Source organism: Maribacter sp. 4U21 (genome assembly GCF_002742365.1).
GTDB lineage: Bacteria > Bacteroidota > Bacteroidia > Flavobacteriales > Flavobacteriaceae > Maribacter.
In genome coordinates this window covers 15,053-29,566 of the sequence record NZ_MDGN01000039.1, presented here as the reverse complement: position 1 = coordinate 29,566, position 14,514 = coordinate 15,053, and the positions used below count along the sequence as shown (strand labels likewise).

Genomic DNA, 14,514 nt, shown 5'->3' with positions numbered 1-14,514 from the left:
AATAAGTTGTCCTTGGAGAATAAGAAAATGTATTCCAAAATACTTGGTATGAAAAAACTCATTTTTAGCGGATTGTTAGTTTCAGTGCTTCTTTTTTCCTGTAATGATGGCGATAAGGTTGCTGCTGAGGTAGCCAAGATTCCACTGGACCTGAAGATTACCAGATTTGATCGGGAGTTTGCGGCCGCAACCCCGGAAAATTTGTCAGAACTCAGAAGTACCTATCCCTATTTTTTTCCTGCTCCGGATAGTGTCTGGATTGCTAAAATGCAAGATTCACTACAAATAGAGCTTTTGCAACAAGTAGGGAACACCTTTAACAGTTTTGAAGATGAAAGGGCGGCACTGGAGCAATTGTTCAAACATGTAAAATACTATTTTCCAGAACAGCCCACCCCACATATAATTACCGTTACCAACGATGTAGACTACAACAACAGGATAATCCTAGCGGATACCTTGTTGCTCATAGGTTTGGACAACTATCTAGGGCCAGCGCATAAATACTACGGCGGTTTTCAGCGCTATATCGCTAAAAGTCTTGATAGGGCCTATTTGGCCAGTGATATCATAAGTTCGTTTGCCAAGAAAGTGGTGCCACGGCCAAGGGACAGAACCTTTTTGGCGCGAATGATTTATTTTGGGAAAGAGCTATACCTAAAGGATAAGTTGCTCCCAAATGCGGACGATACCGTAAAAATTGGGTATACGGAAGAGGAACTTAACTGGGCCATGGCCAATGAGGAGCCTATTTGGAGGAACTTTATTGAGCAGGAGCACCTGTACAGCACGGACAATGGTTTAAATCCAAGGTTTTTGGACCAAGCGCCTTTTTCAAAATTTGGATTAGAACTGGATAATGAATCCCCGGGCAGGCTAGGTCGTTACATTGGATGGCAAATTGTGAGGGCTTTTATGGAAACCAATGACATAGAACTCAAACAACTATTGGCGATGCCAGCGGAGGAACTATTCAAAAGATCGAACTACAAACCAAGAAATTAGATGGCAGATTTACATGTATCGGAAATAACATTGCGCGTAGGATTAGATGATAACCGGGTACCCGAGAAATTATCTTGGTCCGCACAAGATGGTGGCATTGATAATGAGGAAGCAAAGGCGATGTTACTCTCCGTTTGGGATAGTAAGAACCAAGAATCGCTTAAAATAGATTTATGGACCAAGGATATGCCCGTGGATGAAATGAAAACTTTTTTTCATCAGACCTTAGTTTCTTTGACCGATACTTTTATGAAGGCCACGCAAGACGAAAAGATGACCGCCACCATGAAGGATTTCTGTGATTATTTTGCCGAGAAGCTAGAATTGGGCAAGTAAGCTTATCTTTTTATTCGGGCTCTGGTTGCATAAGTATTCCAGCCCGGATGGCAATGGGCATGTCGTTTTCCTTAGGAGGTATAGGACAAGAATAATCTATATTATAGGCAAAGTATGGATTGTACGCTTTACTGAAATCTATTAAAATGGTGTCGCCAGCAGGTATTTTAAAATCTACATACCTACCACCGGTATAGGTATCGATACCATTCGTGAGGTCCGTAAAAGGTAGAAATAAGCGGTTTTTATATTTTTCCTTTGTTCTAAGGTAATGACTCTGATAGATGTTTAACTTCATTTCCTTTCCATTGATGGTAAAAGTAGCTATGCCGTAAATATCGTACACCGGCACTCTATCGGTAGTTGTTTTCATTTGGTAGGGTATAGGGTTTAAGGCTCTCTGAAAATTCGCGGTGACCTTAAAGTTCTCGTCTACGGCGAAAAACGTATGTCCTTGAAATTTCTCAATATCCTCGTGGGATAGTGGTGATTTAATAGTGTCACGGTACTCTTCATTGAGATGGACTTGGAAGGCAATAATACTATCCTTATAGGTCTGCGCTTGTAATGCGGTTAAGGAAAAGAAAATGCAAAGGAGCACTAGTATTCTCATAATGCTTTCTGTAAAATAAAGTTCGTAAGGGTTATATCAATTTTCTTCTATGGATTGCTTGGAGCAGTATATGGGTATCAGGTTTTTCTGAGAATTTTTTCCATTTTCCGACCTTTGGCCAGTTCATCGATTAGTTTTTCCATGCGCCTACAATTCTTATATACTTCAAACTCATCGGCTATTTCTTCAATGCGATAGCCGCAGACCACACCTTTAATGAGGTGTGCGTTCGGATGCATATTGGCTTTTTCAAAAAAGGTTCTAAAGGTTACTTTGTCGTTAATGAGCGCTTGCAAAGTATCTTGGTCAAAACCGGTTAACCAGGTCAGGACTTGGTCCAGTTCTTCTTTTGTTCTTCCATTTTTTTCCAACCTACTCAGGTAAAGTGGATAAATGGAGGCAAATATCATTTGGGCCACTTTCTCATTTTTTTCAGAGGTAACTTTCATGATGTTTTATTTAATTTTTACGGACTATTTAAGAAATGCTATTGCTTAATTTTTTGAAGTATTAGTAGTCTATTAAGGGTTCTTTTTTCTTGTATGCTTTTAAATATAATAAATTTTAGGATTAGCAATGAACAAGCAAGCAGCCCGAATGGTACATGCAGGTCTGATGAACTAATCTTTTGTCAGGACGCCTATGCCAAATCATCGTGGATAGAATTAAAAGTGATTGGAACAAACTTGCTTAGGTAGCATAAGTCAAAAGTATCCTGGGTTACTTGGCCAGTCGCTTCATGAAGCATCAAAAATCGTCTTTGCACATCTGAACCTAAGAGAAAAAAAGCCCCTCAAAGGGGCTTAAATGGTAATGTATTTTGAAAATCACAGGCTTGTGCAGCTGTTGCCGTTGTTAGCAATAGTCATTTTCTCAGCTTCGTTTTAAACCAATCTTTCGTCTTTTTATCAATATTTACAGCCACTAATCCCAAAAAATCCTTTGTTGTAAAAATTTCTAATTGATGTGTTTCTTTCATTAGCTCAATAAATCTATTGGTTCCAATTCTATTCTCAAGTTGATATAATAAATATGCGCCTTTATAGGTCAGTATTGTATTACTGTTCGGGTCTAGCTTATCAATATTCCAAATCGGTTTAAGGTTTTCTATCCTTTTCTCAATATTTTTAATTTTAGCTTCAAAATCCGCTGCTCCGTTTTCATTTCTATACAACACTAAAGAGCTATATTCCGCAAATGCCTCATTCAACCAATCTTCCCAATTTCCTACATTCGCTTTATTCCACCACAAATGACCTATTTCGTGAGCCAAGGTCTTTCCATTGTTCTTAGTAAATTTGTCGTCAATGCTCAAGGAAATGAACTGTGGTCGAGCATATACTATGGTTCTACTGAAGCTATTTATAGTTATTGATAGATTATCGGCGTTGGTTACGCCGAACATACTATTGTAAGCATTGAAATACTGTTCAGATTTCTTTTTGATATTCTGAATGATAGTATCGCTCACATTTTGATGATACAAAGTTATTTTACCGTTATCTGCATTAGTCTTCAAAATTTCATCTGAAATAACGAAGGGAATGTCAAATGTTCGGGTAGTGCTTTTTAAGATACTATCATTAGTTAGCATCGTGCCTACGATTGTACTGTCGGTGTCTAATCGTATCTCATAATCAAACAAACCATATTCGATATTTAAGGGAAACCAAGAGATGTAAATGTTGAATTCCATCCAATGAGGATTATATTTAAAATTAGGATTTTTGATTAAGCTTAAGTCAATTGAGTAACTTATCTCTACCATATTTTCAGATACGGCATTTGTAGGTATAAGAATTGCTTTGTCTTCACCAATTAATTTCTCATCAGTAAACTTAAATTCGATTGGTTTATTAAAGGATAGAATTGAATGAATTGTTGAGCTTTCGTGAAGAAAAAATTTGATAGTATCATTTTCGGTCAGTTCACTGAACTTGATTTGAAAATCTGCTTTAATTGAACTATTTACTCTATCTACATTAACATCAGCAATGTATTTTTCAATTTTCTGTCCATAATTATGCGTTGTTAAGGTTAGAAAACCTAATATAAAGAACCAAAGTTTCATTTGTTGATATTGATTATTTCTAAATGCTATCTAAGTCTAGATCCCTAAATTTCGGCTAAAAGTAGCTGTTGACCAACAAATCAGGCTACTAATCGTTTTTGACTAATTACAAACGCTTATACAGTACATCTCCAATAGGCATTCAGCAAAAGAAAAGCCTCTTTGAAAGCTTAAATGTTGTTATGTTTTTAAGAATTAAAGAATCGCGCCGCGGTTACTCTTGTAAGTAAAATGCGGCGACACGCGCGAGTAATTACGAACTATTCCATTTTGAATTTTTTCCGTCAGAGTAAAGTCAATCTGCGCAACAGTTTAAATTGAGTTAAGTCTTTCCACAATTTGGTTTTAAATCTGTTGGAGTAAAAATTATCACGCAGCAGTCGTGTTGGTGTAAAGTCCATCAGATATTAGTTCCATAAGTCTATTCAGATTTTCCTTTGGTTCTCAATCTTTTCTTTAAATAGTCAATATTAAATAGGCTCCATAAAAGAATGATTAGGAAAATAATCATTAATTTATTGAGAGAAATCTTACCGTATACAAAATATTCGACTACCAAAATTACAATCAGTAAAACAATAGCTGAAATAAGGAGTCCACCGTATATCGCTAGATCTTGTTTTAAACTTTTTTCTGAGAAATTTTCATATATACTATCTAACATATTATTTTTTTAAAAGCCGTTTTTGCTAACTTCTATATAAGTCTATATCCTAAATTACGGCTAAAAGTAGCTGTTGGCCAAAAAATCCAGGCTAATAATCGTTTTTAACTAATTACAAACGCTTATACAGTACATCTCCAATAGGCATTCAGCAAAAAAAGCCCCTTTAAGGGGCTTGTATTCAATCTGTATTTTGAAAATCACAGGCTTGTGCAACGGTTACCGTTGTTATGCGCTTGCTTTTTTATGCGATACTCTGAATAATTTTAACTATAACAATTCCTATAATTATTAAAATTCCAATACGAGCTAATAGTAGCAGTGCAATGTTGATATTTTCTTGGAAATCTATGAGCGTGTCTTTTTTGGAATTGTTTTTTAAATCCCCAGTGAATAGTCTTGTTATATATCCGATAACCGTTAAAAATATCCGACCCATAATCCCGAAAAAATTATATATCAATAAATATCTATTTGCCTATTAATCTAAGTTTATATCAAGATAGTTTAAAATTGATTATTGGTTCACTTTTTTAAATTTCTCGATTTCTTTAAATCGGACAAACAACCAATCTAACGACAATTAATGTTTTAACACTTAAAGTTCAGAATTTTATCTGTTCTGTGTTTAGATTTTTGAACTTTTAATTCCATATTGTTTTCCGTTTACCAATCTGTCGCACATTTCGCCAATCCGAACTTTTTTATGCCCGCTTTGTAATATTTTTCCAGAAGAACCAATGTAAATCAATTCAATTTTACCGCCTTTGAGTGCGTAAACGATATAAGTTCCAACTCCGTTTTTCGGAGCGTTACAGACCGTTAATATTTCATCATCGGCTGAAAAAAAGAAATGTCCATTTGATTTATATTTATCTAATTCGTCAAACATTCACTATCGGTTTTTGAAGCTAATCCAATTGCTGCTTGAGTCTTTCAGGGTCTTGTCTCGTGTCGAACAAAGTAATTATTTCTATTTCTTCCCGCTCGAAATTGACGCGATAGAAAAAAGTCGTCTGTTTTGTAACTACACACTTATATATTCCCCCAAATTCATTTGATTTCGGGCAACTTTCAGGTTGGGATTGTATTTGTTGGATTTTCTTGGTCAATTTGGCCAAAAAATCTTTTTTGACCTTAAAATTCCATTGTTCCAACAAGTATTCGGTAAGTTTTTTGAGTTTGTACTCGGCAAGTTCGGAAATGAAGACCTCCATCAAGAAATCCTTTTGAGAACTTCCTCGTAAGAAGTCCGCTTGCCTTTGTTCAATTGTTCAATTCCTTTTTTGATTTCGGCCTGCTCTGATTTGGTCAACTCGTTCCAAAAGTCCGATTTCTCATTGTTTATGAAATCCGTCACTTTCTTGATGAACTTATCGTTGTCGATATTCAATATCAATTTTACGAGCTCTATTTTTGATGTTTTGATGTCCATTTCAATTCCCTTTTTTCAAATTTACTGAAAATTCCCTTTCTGGTCTGATTTTTCAGTATGAAGCACAACTTCTATATAAGTCTATATCCCTAAATTTCGGCTAAAAGTAGCTGTTGGCCAACAAATCCAGGCTAATAATCGTTTTTAAATAAATACAAACGCTTATAAGTACATCTCCAATAGGCATTCAGCCAAAAAAGCCTCTTAAAAGGGGCTTGTATTCAACCTGTATTTTGAAAATCACAGGCTTGTGCAACGGTTATTAATGTTAGGCAACGTTTTTGTTTTCGTATTTTTTTATTTTGTCCAATTCCACTTGTTTTTCATCTCGTTCTTCTTCGATGTCGTAATCATCTTGAAGTCCGAGCCAGAACTTGGCTGAGTTTCCAAAATATTTACTCAATCTCAATGCTGTGTCCGCAGTTATTCTGCGCCGACCTTTTATAATTTCAGAAATTCTTGTTTGAGGGATTTTCAAGTCCTTTGAAAGTCGGTAAGCCGAAATTTCAAGTGGTTCAAGGAATTCCAAATTCAAGACTTCGCCAGGATGTATATTTGCCAATTTTTCCATTTTGTCCTTTTTTAATGATAGTCGATTATTTCCACTTCGCTTGCGTTTCCGTTATTCCATTCAAAAATGATTCGCCATTGTTTGTTAATCCGAATACTGTAAAAGTCCTTTAGATTTCCAGAGAGTTTTTCAAGTCGGTTTGATGGCGGAACTCTTAAGTCCTTAATGTCCTGTGAGTTGTTTAGCATTCTCAATTTCCGACGTCCAACGTTCTGAATTTCAATCGGCAGTTTTTTAACTCGAATACCGTTCCAAATCATTTCGGTTTCTTTCGAGCCAAAAGAAACAATCATACTTTCGTTTTACGTTACTAACGTTAAAGGTAAGTAAAAAATTTGTTTTGTGCAAATGTTGCTAACTTGTATATGAGTCTCTATCCTTAAATTTCGGCTAAGAGTAGCTGTTGACCAACAAATCCGGCTACTAATCGTTTTTAAATAATCCCGATCGTTTACAAGTTCATAGGAAGACCCAAGATAAATCATCGGCCTTGCACAGGCCAACAAGGTGGTGCACCTCTCGGCCATCGCCTACAACCTGAAAAAGTGCCTGAAATTCGAACAAAAACGGGTAAAAAGCGGTGCGGGACAGCTTGCTTTGATGGTATTGGCCAAAAGTGTGCTCCAAAACCTGTTTCAATCTTTCATGGCGCATCGGAATTTGAACTTCCGTTTCTGTGCCGACAAGTAAAAAGCCCCTTTAAGGGGTTGTATTCAATCTGTATTTTGAAAATCACGGGCTTGTGCAACGGTTACCATTGTTGTAGGTAGGCTTTTCCGCGCGTTATTTCAATTCCTTGTGTCCGTCCGATATTTTTATTCCACTCTTCAATTCTAATATTTTATTGATGAACGTTTCATTAGTTTTTGGACTTATGTACAGTTCGTTGTATTTGTCATATAGAGGTCAGTAGTTAACTGCATATTAGTTTGGACCGGTATACTTTTTCTTTTCCGACCATTTTAGTTATCAGGTTGTTGAATACGGTCGCCTTGCTTTGGGAGCGGTTTATCCTGAAGCAGAACTCGTTGAAATACCTGTTGATATGAAAGTCGCTCACCCATGAATAGGTCGTTCTAATCCATGACTTTATCTGGTGTATCATGGTATGCAGCGCCTTGAAGTTGGCCCCCTTCGCACTTTCTATCTGGTTTATATCGTAGACCTTTGCGATGGGCCTGTACCCCTTCCATTTGTCCGTGGTCACCTTGGCCTCCCTGCTGATATGGTCGATGAAGATATATTGCAGCGACCTTGCCGAGAAGTCCTCGATGCGCATGGCGTACATGCGCCTGACCTTACCTTCCGGGGTAAGCTGCACGGCCGTGACCGCCTTCTTTTTCTTGGCATCGTAGCTGCGCCCTATCTTTCCCTTCTCGACCCCGCCGAGCACGAACTCGTCGACGTGCACCGTGCCGTCCATCGGGTGGTTCCCGCTGGACGCCATGGCCTCCCTTACCTTGAGCATGAACAGGCGGGCGGTCTTTTCGGTGACACCGTAGCGCACGCCCATGTAACTGGCCGACAGGCTCTTTGTACTGGTCGACATCTCGAAACAGATGAAAAAGGCCTTTCGAAGACCGAACTTGACCTTATGGAAAAGCGTGTTGGCAGTGGCCGAATCGGTATGGCCGCAGATGTTGCACGTCCTCGAAAAGTCTTTTCTTACCTGCGCTGCGACATGGTTACATTTGACGCATTTGAAACCCTCTTTCCATTTGATCCCGGCGAGATACTCCTTGCAGTCCAGATCCGTTTTGAAGCGATCGGAGAACTCTAGAAGGTTTTGACCCTTGAAAATATCCATATAAACCCTATATTTATTGAATTCAAAAGTATGAATTTATCTACTGACCTCTATTGTCATATTTTATAATTAGCCCTTTTCTTACGGTTGCGGGTCTGAATCCGACCCAAAGAGTTTTTCCTTTTATTATCTCAATTATTCTATCCGTATTTATTTTTCCATTAAAAGGTCCACTTCTGTAAATCAACCCGTCTTTTTCTGATAATTCATAATTGGTTCCGAAAAATAGCCAAAGTAAAAGTCCGACTACGCCGAATACTAGCAATAGAGGCCAATACCCTTCTTTTTCCATTTTGCCATTAACAATATCTAAAATCATAATTCCAGTCAGAAATATACTTATTCTGAGGATTATGAAACTAAATAATATGTCTTTTCTGCTATTGAATTTCATTTTTTTAGCTTATCTACAACTCGTATATAAGTCTGTATCCCTAAATTTCGCCTAAAAGAACCTAAGAATCAAAAAATCTGACCATAAGTTATTCGTAGTTACTTACAAAATAGGAAGATAAGCACCTTGGCTTGTGGAACTATTAGTTGTTTTTTAAACGCACCGTCATGGGCCAGCCCTCAAATTGTTGGGCATCAGGTTGGGTAACATCGGCATTTCTAGGCCAACATTCAAAGGTAACGTCCTGGGTTTGGGTATTAAAATGTATCAATCCATAGCCACTACCATGCGAGGGACTTTCTGGGTTTACATAGGCTTTCATTGAAATCTTATTATGAAACCCGTCGAGGTAATCTCCGGTCCAAGGTAAGGGAGTGTTAGGGTTGGGATTGTTTCCGGCTTTTTTATCTTCGGGCCACCACCAACGGCTATAATAGTCATTAACAATGGCAGGGACAACAAAGGCCCAAGGGCCGTCCCCGAATTCGTCAATGCCCGGTTTAATTACGGTGGCCAAATGTTGGTCTCCCACAATATGTACGGCGTTCGCTTGTTGTATAAGTTCCAGTGCTTTTTTACGCCCCGTTTGCGGCCATCCGTTACTATCCAAATCCGCGTGCAGGCGGTTGTCCATAGTACCGTGAATATGTGCCCCACCACAAAAACCGGTTTGGGAAAGTACTACTTTGGTGGCATCCGTATTGGTTTGTCCCCATGTTTTTAAGAAGTGCAGTTGGCGGTCGCCCAGCAACTTTAGTTCGGGCAAATCAATCGATGCGGGGTCATACTCCGGATTCTGGATATGGTCCGGGCGTGGGCCTTGTTGCGGTATTTTACCCTCAGGCCCGGATTTAAACTTTCGGTCCTCCAGAATGGCAAAGTCAACTCCGCCACAAAGAAGGTTGATGTAGTAAACTCCAATACCTTGTTGAATAGGAGTAGGGTCAAAAGGGTCGGGGAGGTGTGCCGTTTGGCAGCGCTCCACCATTTTTACATATTCCGGATGATAGCGGTAACCACCGTCCGGGCTGCCTTTGGTCATGGAAACTTTTCCGTTCTCGCCCCAGAGATTTCCCTGTCCTATATCGTGGTCGTCCGGGATGGTAATGCAGGGTCTATGGCGGAAGGTTTCCCTGAATTGCAGCCCAAATTTGAGCCAGGCCGCGGTATGTTCCGTATGGTCGTAGGACTGGTCTCCCGCAAAGAAAATAAGGTCCGGGTCCTGATGATTAATATTGCGAACATAATTCTCTCGCATACCCCTATCTTGATTGCTGTTGCAGGAGAGTGCGGCCAGACTGATTTCCGTTTTGTGCATCGGATTTTTGCGAATGGTGCCTTCATACCTTGCCTTTTCTCCGTGTCGAAGTCGGTATTTGTGGTCTCGGGAACTGTCCCAATTTTCTACGCGAAAAAAAGCGGACCACCCCAGATCGTTTAGTTGTTGGGACTGTACCTCCGTCCAGGTACCGTTCTCTTGTATTTCCAGACGTACGGTTCTGGTCTCTTCTGGGTAGAGTGGATAGCATTGTGCGCTCAGTTTTAATGTGGTGCCGGAAACGGTATGGATACCAAAGGCGATAACGCTGTCCCGATTCACTTTTAAGTTAATGATAGGATTGTCCGCTCTGTTCCACCAGTCATTTATGGCCAAGGTGTCTACATTGGAGAAGGTTGCTTTTGCAGGGGGTGCTTGTTCTTTCTTTTTTTGGCGCAGCTAAAAAAGCTAAGGCAAACGATAACGAGCAGGATAATTTTTTTCATGGGATGGTTTTGTTAGTATTGGTGTCCGGATAGGACAAATGACTCCCTTAAATATACTATTTTCAAAAGCTGTTATGAAAAAAGATACGCTACAAAAACTAATCTTCATCTATAATATCGATTCTGGTCTTCGGAATTTATTACTGGATGGTGCACATAAAATTTTGAGTCCGTCTACCTATGTCTGCAACCTATGCGATATAACTTTTGGTGCCTTTACGGAAAATACGGTTTGGAAGAAGTTTAGATTGCAACTTGCGGATACGGTACAAATGGAGTTTCTTCATAAGGATGAATTTACCAAGGCCTACCGTTCTAAGTTCGGCTATAAGTTTACTTTTCCCATTGTGTTGATGGAAACCACGACCGACCTAGAAATTTTTGTACAAACGCAGGAGTTAAGCCAATTAGAGGATGCAACGGCATTGATTGTGCTGTTGAAGGCGCGACTTTAGAGAGATGCAGCGCCGATAGTATTATTTCTTATTGGCCTCAAAAAAATCGAGGTTAATGGCATCGATATAGCCAAGAACTTCATCGCGACCTATGCGCTTGCTAGACGAGGTGACGAAGTGTTGCGGAGCTTCTTCCCAAGCACCGCTAAGTAATTCCTTAATGTAATGGTCCACCTGTCTTTCTATGGCTTGGGTCTTCAGCTTATCGGCCTTGGTGAAGATAATAGCGAACGGAATGGCGTGCTCTCCCAACCATTGCATAAACTCCATGTCCACTTTCTGTGGTTCATGCCTAATATCTATCAATACAAAAGAGCAGACCAGTTGTTGCCGCTGTAAAAAGTAGTTGGTAATGTATTTTTGAAAAATGTTCTTATCCCTTTTGGATACCCTTGCATATCCGTAGCCCGGTAAATCTACCAAAAACCAATTCCCGTTGATTTTAAAATGATTGATAAGCTGGGTCTTGCCCGGTCTGCCCGAAGTCTTGGCCAGACTTTTTTTCTCGGTGAGCATGTTTATGAGGGAAGATTTCCCCACATTAGACCGTCCAATGAAGGCATACTCCGGAATGGGCTCGTTGGGGCACTTGGCAACATCGCTGTTGCTCATGACAAAGTCTGCCGACTTTATTTTCATCTAAGGGAGTTTTAGAATTTTCTTTTTTCCAGCCAAGCATCAAGAATGGCATTGAATTCTTTGGGATGCTCCATCATTGGGGCGTGGCCACATTCGTTGATCCAATAAAGTTCAGAGTCCGGTAGTAACTCATGAAACTCTTTTGCCACTTTTGGCGGTGTAACTGAGTCGTTTTCTCCCCAAATTATACAGGTAGGTGTGTGCATTTTTGGCAAGTCCTTGCTCATATTATGCCGTATGGCACTTTTGGCGATGGCCAAGGTTTTAACCAGCTTCATGCGGTCGTTGACCGTTTCAAATACCTCGTCCACGATTTCTTTGGTGGCAACGGCGGGGTCGTAAAAAACATCTTGTGCTTTTTTCTTAATAAATTCGTAGTCGCCACGTTTGGGATAACCGTCTCCCATAGCACTTTCGTAAAGTCCGGAACTTCCAGTGATTACCAAAGCTTTCACCATTTCTGGGAATAATTTGGTGTGCAAGAGTCCAATGTGGCCACCCAGGGAGTTGCCCAAGAGAATAACGTCCTTTAGTCCTTTGTACTCAATAAAGCGCTCAAGATATTTCGCAAAGTTTTTTACGTTGGTCTTGATCATCGGCATATCGTAGATGGGGAGTTCAGGAACCAGTACTTTGTAGCCTTTTTTGGGGAAATAGTCGGTAACGCCGTGAAAATTACTCAATCCGCCCATTAAACCATGCAGGATAATGATCGGGGTACCTTCGCCCTTCTCAATATACCTGAATTTTCCGTCCTTAATAATTTCGTATTCCATTCAAGATGGTGCTGATATTTGCGCAAATATAGGCATTTCAATGCAATACAATAATAGGGCTTTATCTGCTAAGGCAAAGCTTTTTTTCATGGACACCTCACTTTGAATTTCAGTGGAAAGTGGTATGCAAGGGCATAATTAGTGAGTTGAGGTCTGAAATTTGTCAAAAATTGCTTATTTTATTAACAAAGTGGAATTTTGTGGTAAAATGTGGTAATAATATTTATATATTTGGGTTATATAATAAAGACCAACAATTTTGGAAATCTATTTTTCAGGCGTTTTCAACTGCAAAGCTGATGCTAAGGGACGGGTAATGTTGCCGGTTTCCTTAAGGAATCAAATGGCGCCCATGCTTAATGATGGCTTCTTTATTAAGAAATCCTACTACGATGAATGTCTGGAGTTTTATCCCACCGAAGTTTGGAAGGCAGAAGTAAAAAAACTCAATGAACGCTTAGGGGATAGTAGAAAGGATAGGGATTTTAAAAGAAAATTTACTGCGGGTCTTCGCAAGGTAGAGATTGATGCCACGGGCAGATTGTTGATACCTAAGGATATTATTGGCCTAGTGGATATAAAGAAAGAAGTAACCCTTTCTCCCATGGACAACCACTTGGAAATATGGGACAAGGCTACGTATAATCGTGAGGTAGATTCTACGGCAGATGATAGGGAGCAATTGGCGTATGATGTAAAGTATGCTGAAAAACCAGGTGGCAATGTATCATAATGCAGTGCTGTTGAAGCAGTCTGTAGATGGGTTGGCGGTGAAGGAAAATGGAGTGTATGTTGATGTAACTTTTGGTGGGGGAGGCCATTCCAAGGAGATATTGAAAAGATTGGGCGAAGACGGAAAGTTATTCGCTTTTGACCAGGACGAGGACGCGCAGTCCAATGCGCTTGGCGATAAGAGGTTTGTTTTGATTGGGGAGAATTTTAGGTATATCACCCAATTTTTAAAGTTCTATGGCATTCGGAAAGTAGATGGAATCTTGGCGGATTTTGGTGTTTCGTCCCATCAGTTCGATAAGGCGGAACGCGGTTTTTCAACACGTTTTGATGCTGAGTTAGATATGCGTATGAGCAAGCGTAACAATTTGTCCGCTCATGATGTGGTGAACACCTATGGTTATGACGATTTACGTGATGTGTTGTTCACCTATGGAGATTTGCGTAACGCAAACGCGATGGCCAAAGTAATCATAGACAGCAGGTCGTTCGCGGAGATCAATACCACAGAGGAGCTGAAATCAGTGCTTAAGTCATTTTTGCCAGAGCATAAGAAGCATAAGATTTTGGCTCAGATCTATCAGGCGATACGTATTGAGGTAAATCAGGAGATCGTTGTGATCAAGGAGTTTTTGAAGCAAGTCCCCGGTCTTTTGGAAAAAGGAGGAAGATTAAGTGTTATCAGTTATCACTCTTTAGAAGACCGTTTGGTAAAACGATTTATCAGGGCCGGACAGTTTGAAGGAGAGCCGGAAAAGGATTTTTATGGAAACATTAACGTCCCCCTAAAGAAAGTGGGTCCCTTGGTGGTTCCGTCGAAAGAAGAAATAAAAAATAACAATAGGGCGAGAAGTGCAAAGCTCAGAATTGCAGAGCGCATTTAAAAAGTATCGCTCTTATAAAGTAACTAGAATAGTACAACATGGTTAAGAAAGGTATACTGGACATTTTAAAAGGTAAGTTTTTGGTCAGCGGTGACGCTCCAAAGAATTGGCTGTTTATCATTTTCGCTTCTTTTTTAGCTGCGGTAATGATCAGTAGTTCGCACAGTGCCGATAAAAAAGTGCATCGAATAGCGGCTTTAAATGAAGAAGTAAAGGAGTTGAAGAATGAATTTGTAGATGCGCGTTCAGACTTGCAACAATTAAAGTTAGAGTCTACGATAACGAGTACGGTAGAGGATAAAGGATTATTTCCGTCAGAAACGCCACCACAAAAAATTAGGGTAAAATCATTAAAGGATTCTGAATAA

Annotated in this window: 19 protein-coding genes; 6 read left to right on the top strand and 13 right to left on the bottom strand. The window is 39.6% G+C overall.

Going from position 1 to position 14,514, the window contains the following annotated elements:
- Window positions 1–48 precede the first annotated feature (48 nt).
- Together gldB and gldC are read left to right on the top strand one after the other, a co-directional pair.
- Entirely contained in the window at window positions 49–1,005 is a 957-nt protein-coding gene (gene gldB / locus BFP77_RS08140) for a gliding motility lipoprotein GldB (RefSeq protein ID WP_099573623.1), read from the top strand.
- The gene (gene gldC / locus BFP77_RS08135) at window positions 1,006–1,341 is read left to right on the top strand and encodes a gliding motility protein GldC (protein WP_099573542.1); all 336 of its coding nucleotides are present in this window, start codon (window positions 1,006–1,008) and stop codon (window positions 1,339–1,341) included.
- 10 nt (window positions 1,342–1,351) lie between these two features.
- Here gldC and BFP77_RS08130 read toward each other — a convergent pair whose 3' ends face one another.
- The 11 genes from BFP77_RS08130 to BFP77_RS08065 all read right to left on the bottom strand — a co-directional run bounded on the left by BFP77_RS08130 (window position 1,352) and on the right by BFP77_RS08065 (window position 10,550).
- On the bottom strand, window positions 1,352–1,954 hold the full coding sequence (locus tag BFP77_RS08130; protein WP_218963464.1) for a DUF1684 domain-containing protein: 603 nt from the start codon (window positions 1,952–1,954) through the stop codon (window positions 1,352–1,354).
- A 77-nt stretch (window positions 1,955–2,031) separates the two neighbouring features.
- Complete coding sequence (locus BFP77_RS08125) at window positions 2,032–2,403, bottom strand: DUF2200 domain-containing protein (protein WP_099573540.1); 372 nt, start codon at window positions 2,401–2,403, stop codon at window positions 2,032–2,034.
- A 416-nt stretch (window positions 2,404–2,819) separates the two neighbouring features.
- Entirely contained in the window at window positions 2,820–4,025 is a 1,206-nt protein-coding gene (locus BFP77_RS08120) for a M1 family aminopeptidase (protein ID WP_099573539.1), read from the bottom strand.
- A 1,292-nt stretch (window positions 4,026–5,317) separates the two neighbouring features.
- The gene (locus BFP77_RS08105) at window positions 5,318–5,581 is read right to left on the bottom strand and encodes a hypothetical protein (protein ID WP_099573536.1); all 264 of its coding nucleotides are present in this window, start codon (window positions 5,579–5,581) and stop codon (window positions 5,318–5,320) included.
- Between the two features lie 19 nt (window positions 5,582–5,600).
- Window positions 5,601–5,906 (bottom strand): type II toxin-antitoxin system RelE/ParE family toxin, encoded by a 306-nt coding sequence (locus BFP77_RS08100; protein WP_099573535.1) that lies wholly within the window; start codon window positions 5,904–5,906, stop codon window positions 5,601–5,603.
- The gene (locus BFP77_RS08095; protein WP_099573534.1) at window positions 5,906–6,124 is read right to left on the bottom strand and encodes a hypothetical protein; all 219 of its coding nucleotides are present in this window, start codon (window positions 6,122–6,124) and stop codon (window positions 5,906–5,908) included. Before BFP77_RS08095 ends, BFP77_RS08100 begins: the two co-directional genes overlap by 1 nt.
- Window positions 6,125–6,392: 268 nt before the next feature.
- Window positions 6,393–6,695 carry a HigA family addiction module antitoxin gene (locus BFP77_RS08090; protein WP_099573533.1) on the bottom strand — a complete coding sequence of 101 codons (303 nt, stop codon included), beginning with the start codon at window positions 6,693–6,695 and terminating at the stop codon, window positions 6,393–6,395.
- 11 nt (window positions 6,696–6,706) lie between these two features.
- A complete protein-coding gene (locus tag BFP77_RS08085; RefSeq protein ID WP_099573532.1) occupies window positions 6,707–6,988 on the bottom strand; it encodes a type II toxin-antitoxin system RelE/ParE family toxin in 282 nt (93 codons plus the stop codon).
- Between the two features lie 620 nt (window positions 6,989–7,608).
- Window positions 7,609–8,502 carry an IS1595 family transposase gene (locus BFP77_RS08075; RefSeq protein WP_099573531.1) on the bottom strand — a complete coding sequence of 298 codons (894 nt, stop codon included), beginning with the start codon at window positions 8,500–8,502 and terminating at the stop codon, window positions 7,609–7,611.
- A gap of 40 nt (window positions 8,503–8,542) precedes the next feature.
- Window positions 8,543–8,896, bottom strand: a complete 354-nt coding sequence (locus BFP77_RS08070) for a PH domain-containing protein (RefSeq protein ID WP_099573530.1) — start codon at window positions 8,894–8,896, stop codon at window positions 8,543–8,545.
- Window positions 8,897–9,038: 142 nt separating this feature from the next.
- Window positions 9,039–10,550, bottom strand: a complete 1,512-nt coding sequence (locus tag BFP77_RS08065) for a hypothetical protein (RefSeq protein ID WP_257212910.1) — start codon at window positions 10,548–10,550, stop codon at window positions 9,039–9,041.
- A gap of 184 nt (window positions 10,551–10,734) precedes the next feature.
- On the opposite strand from BFP77_RS08065, the gene BFP77_RS08060 reads away from it, so the two are divergent.
- Window positions 10,735–11,115, top strand: coding sequence for a GTPase (locus tag BFP77_RS08060; protein ID WP_099573622.1), 381 nt, complete (start codon window positions 10,735–10,737; stop codon window positions 11,113–11,115).
- A 21-nt stretch (window positions 11,116–11,136) separates the two neighbouring features.
- On the opposite strand, the gene yihA is transcribed toward BFP77_RS08060, so the two are convergent.
- Together yihA and BFP77_RS08050 are read right to left on the bottom strand one after the other, a co-directional pair.
- On the bottom strand, window positions 11,137–11,754 hold the full coding sequence (gene yihA, locus BFP77_RS08055) for a ribosome biogenesis GTP-binding protein YihA/YsxC (RefSeq protein ID WP_099573529.1): 618 nt from the start codon (window positions 11,752–11,754) through the stop codon (window positions 11,137–11,139).
- 11 nt (window positions 11,755–11,765) lie between these two features.
- A complete protein-coding gene (locus tag BFP77_RS08050) occupies window positions 11,766–12,530 on the bottom strand; it encodes an alpha/beta fold hydrolase (RefSeq protein ID WP_099573528.1) in 765 nt (254 codons plus the stop codon).
- 259 nt (window positions 12,531–12,789) lie between these two features.
- Here BFP77_RS08050 and BFP77_RS08045 point away from each other — a divergent pair, with 259 nt between their 5' ends.
- The 3 genes from BFP77_RS08045 to BFP77_RS08035 are packed head-to-tail and all read left to right on the top strand — an operon-like array spanning window position 12,790 to window position 14,514.
- Entirely contained in the window at window positions 12,790–13,263 is a 474-nt protein-coding gene (locus tag BFP77_RS08045; protein WP_099573527.1) for a division/cell wall cluster transcriptional repressor MraZ, read from the top strand.
- Window positions 13,232–14,146 (top strand): 16S rRNA (cytosine(1402)-N(4))-methyltransferase RsmH, encoded by a 915-nt coding sequence (gene rsmH, locus BFP77_RS08040; RefSeq protein WP_257212909.1) that lies wholly within the window; start codon window positions 13,232–13,234, stop codon window positions 14,144–14,146. The genes BFP77_RS08045 and rsmH overlap by 32 nt, the downstream gene beginning before the upstream one ends.
- 38 nt (window positions 14,147–14,184) lie before the next feature.
- Entirely contained in the window at window positions 14,185–14,514 is a 330-nt protein-coding gene (locus BFP77_RS08035) for an FtsL-like putative cell division protein (protein WP_099573525.1), read from the top strand.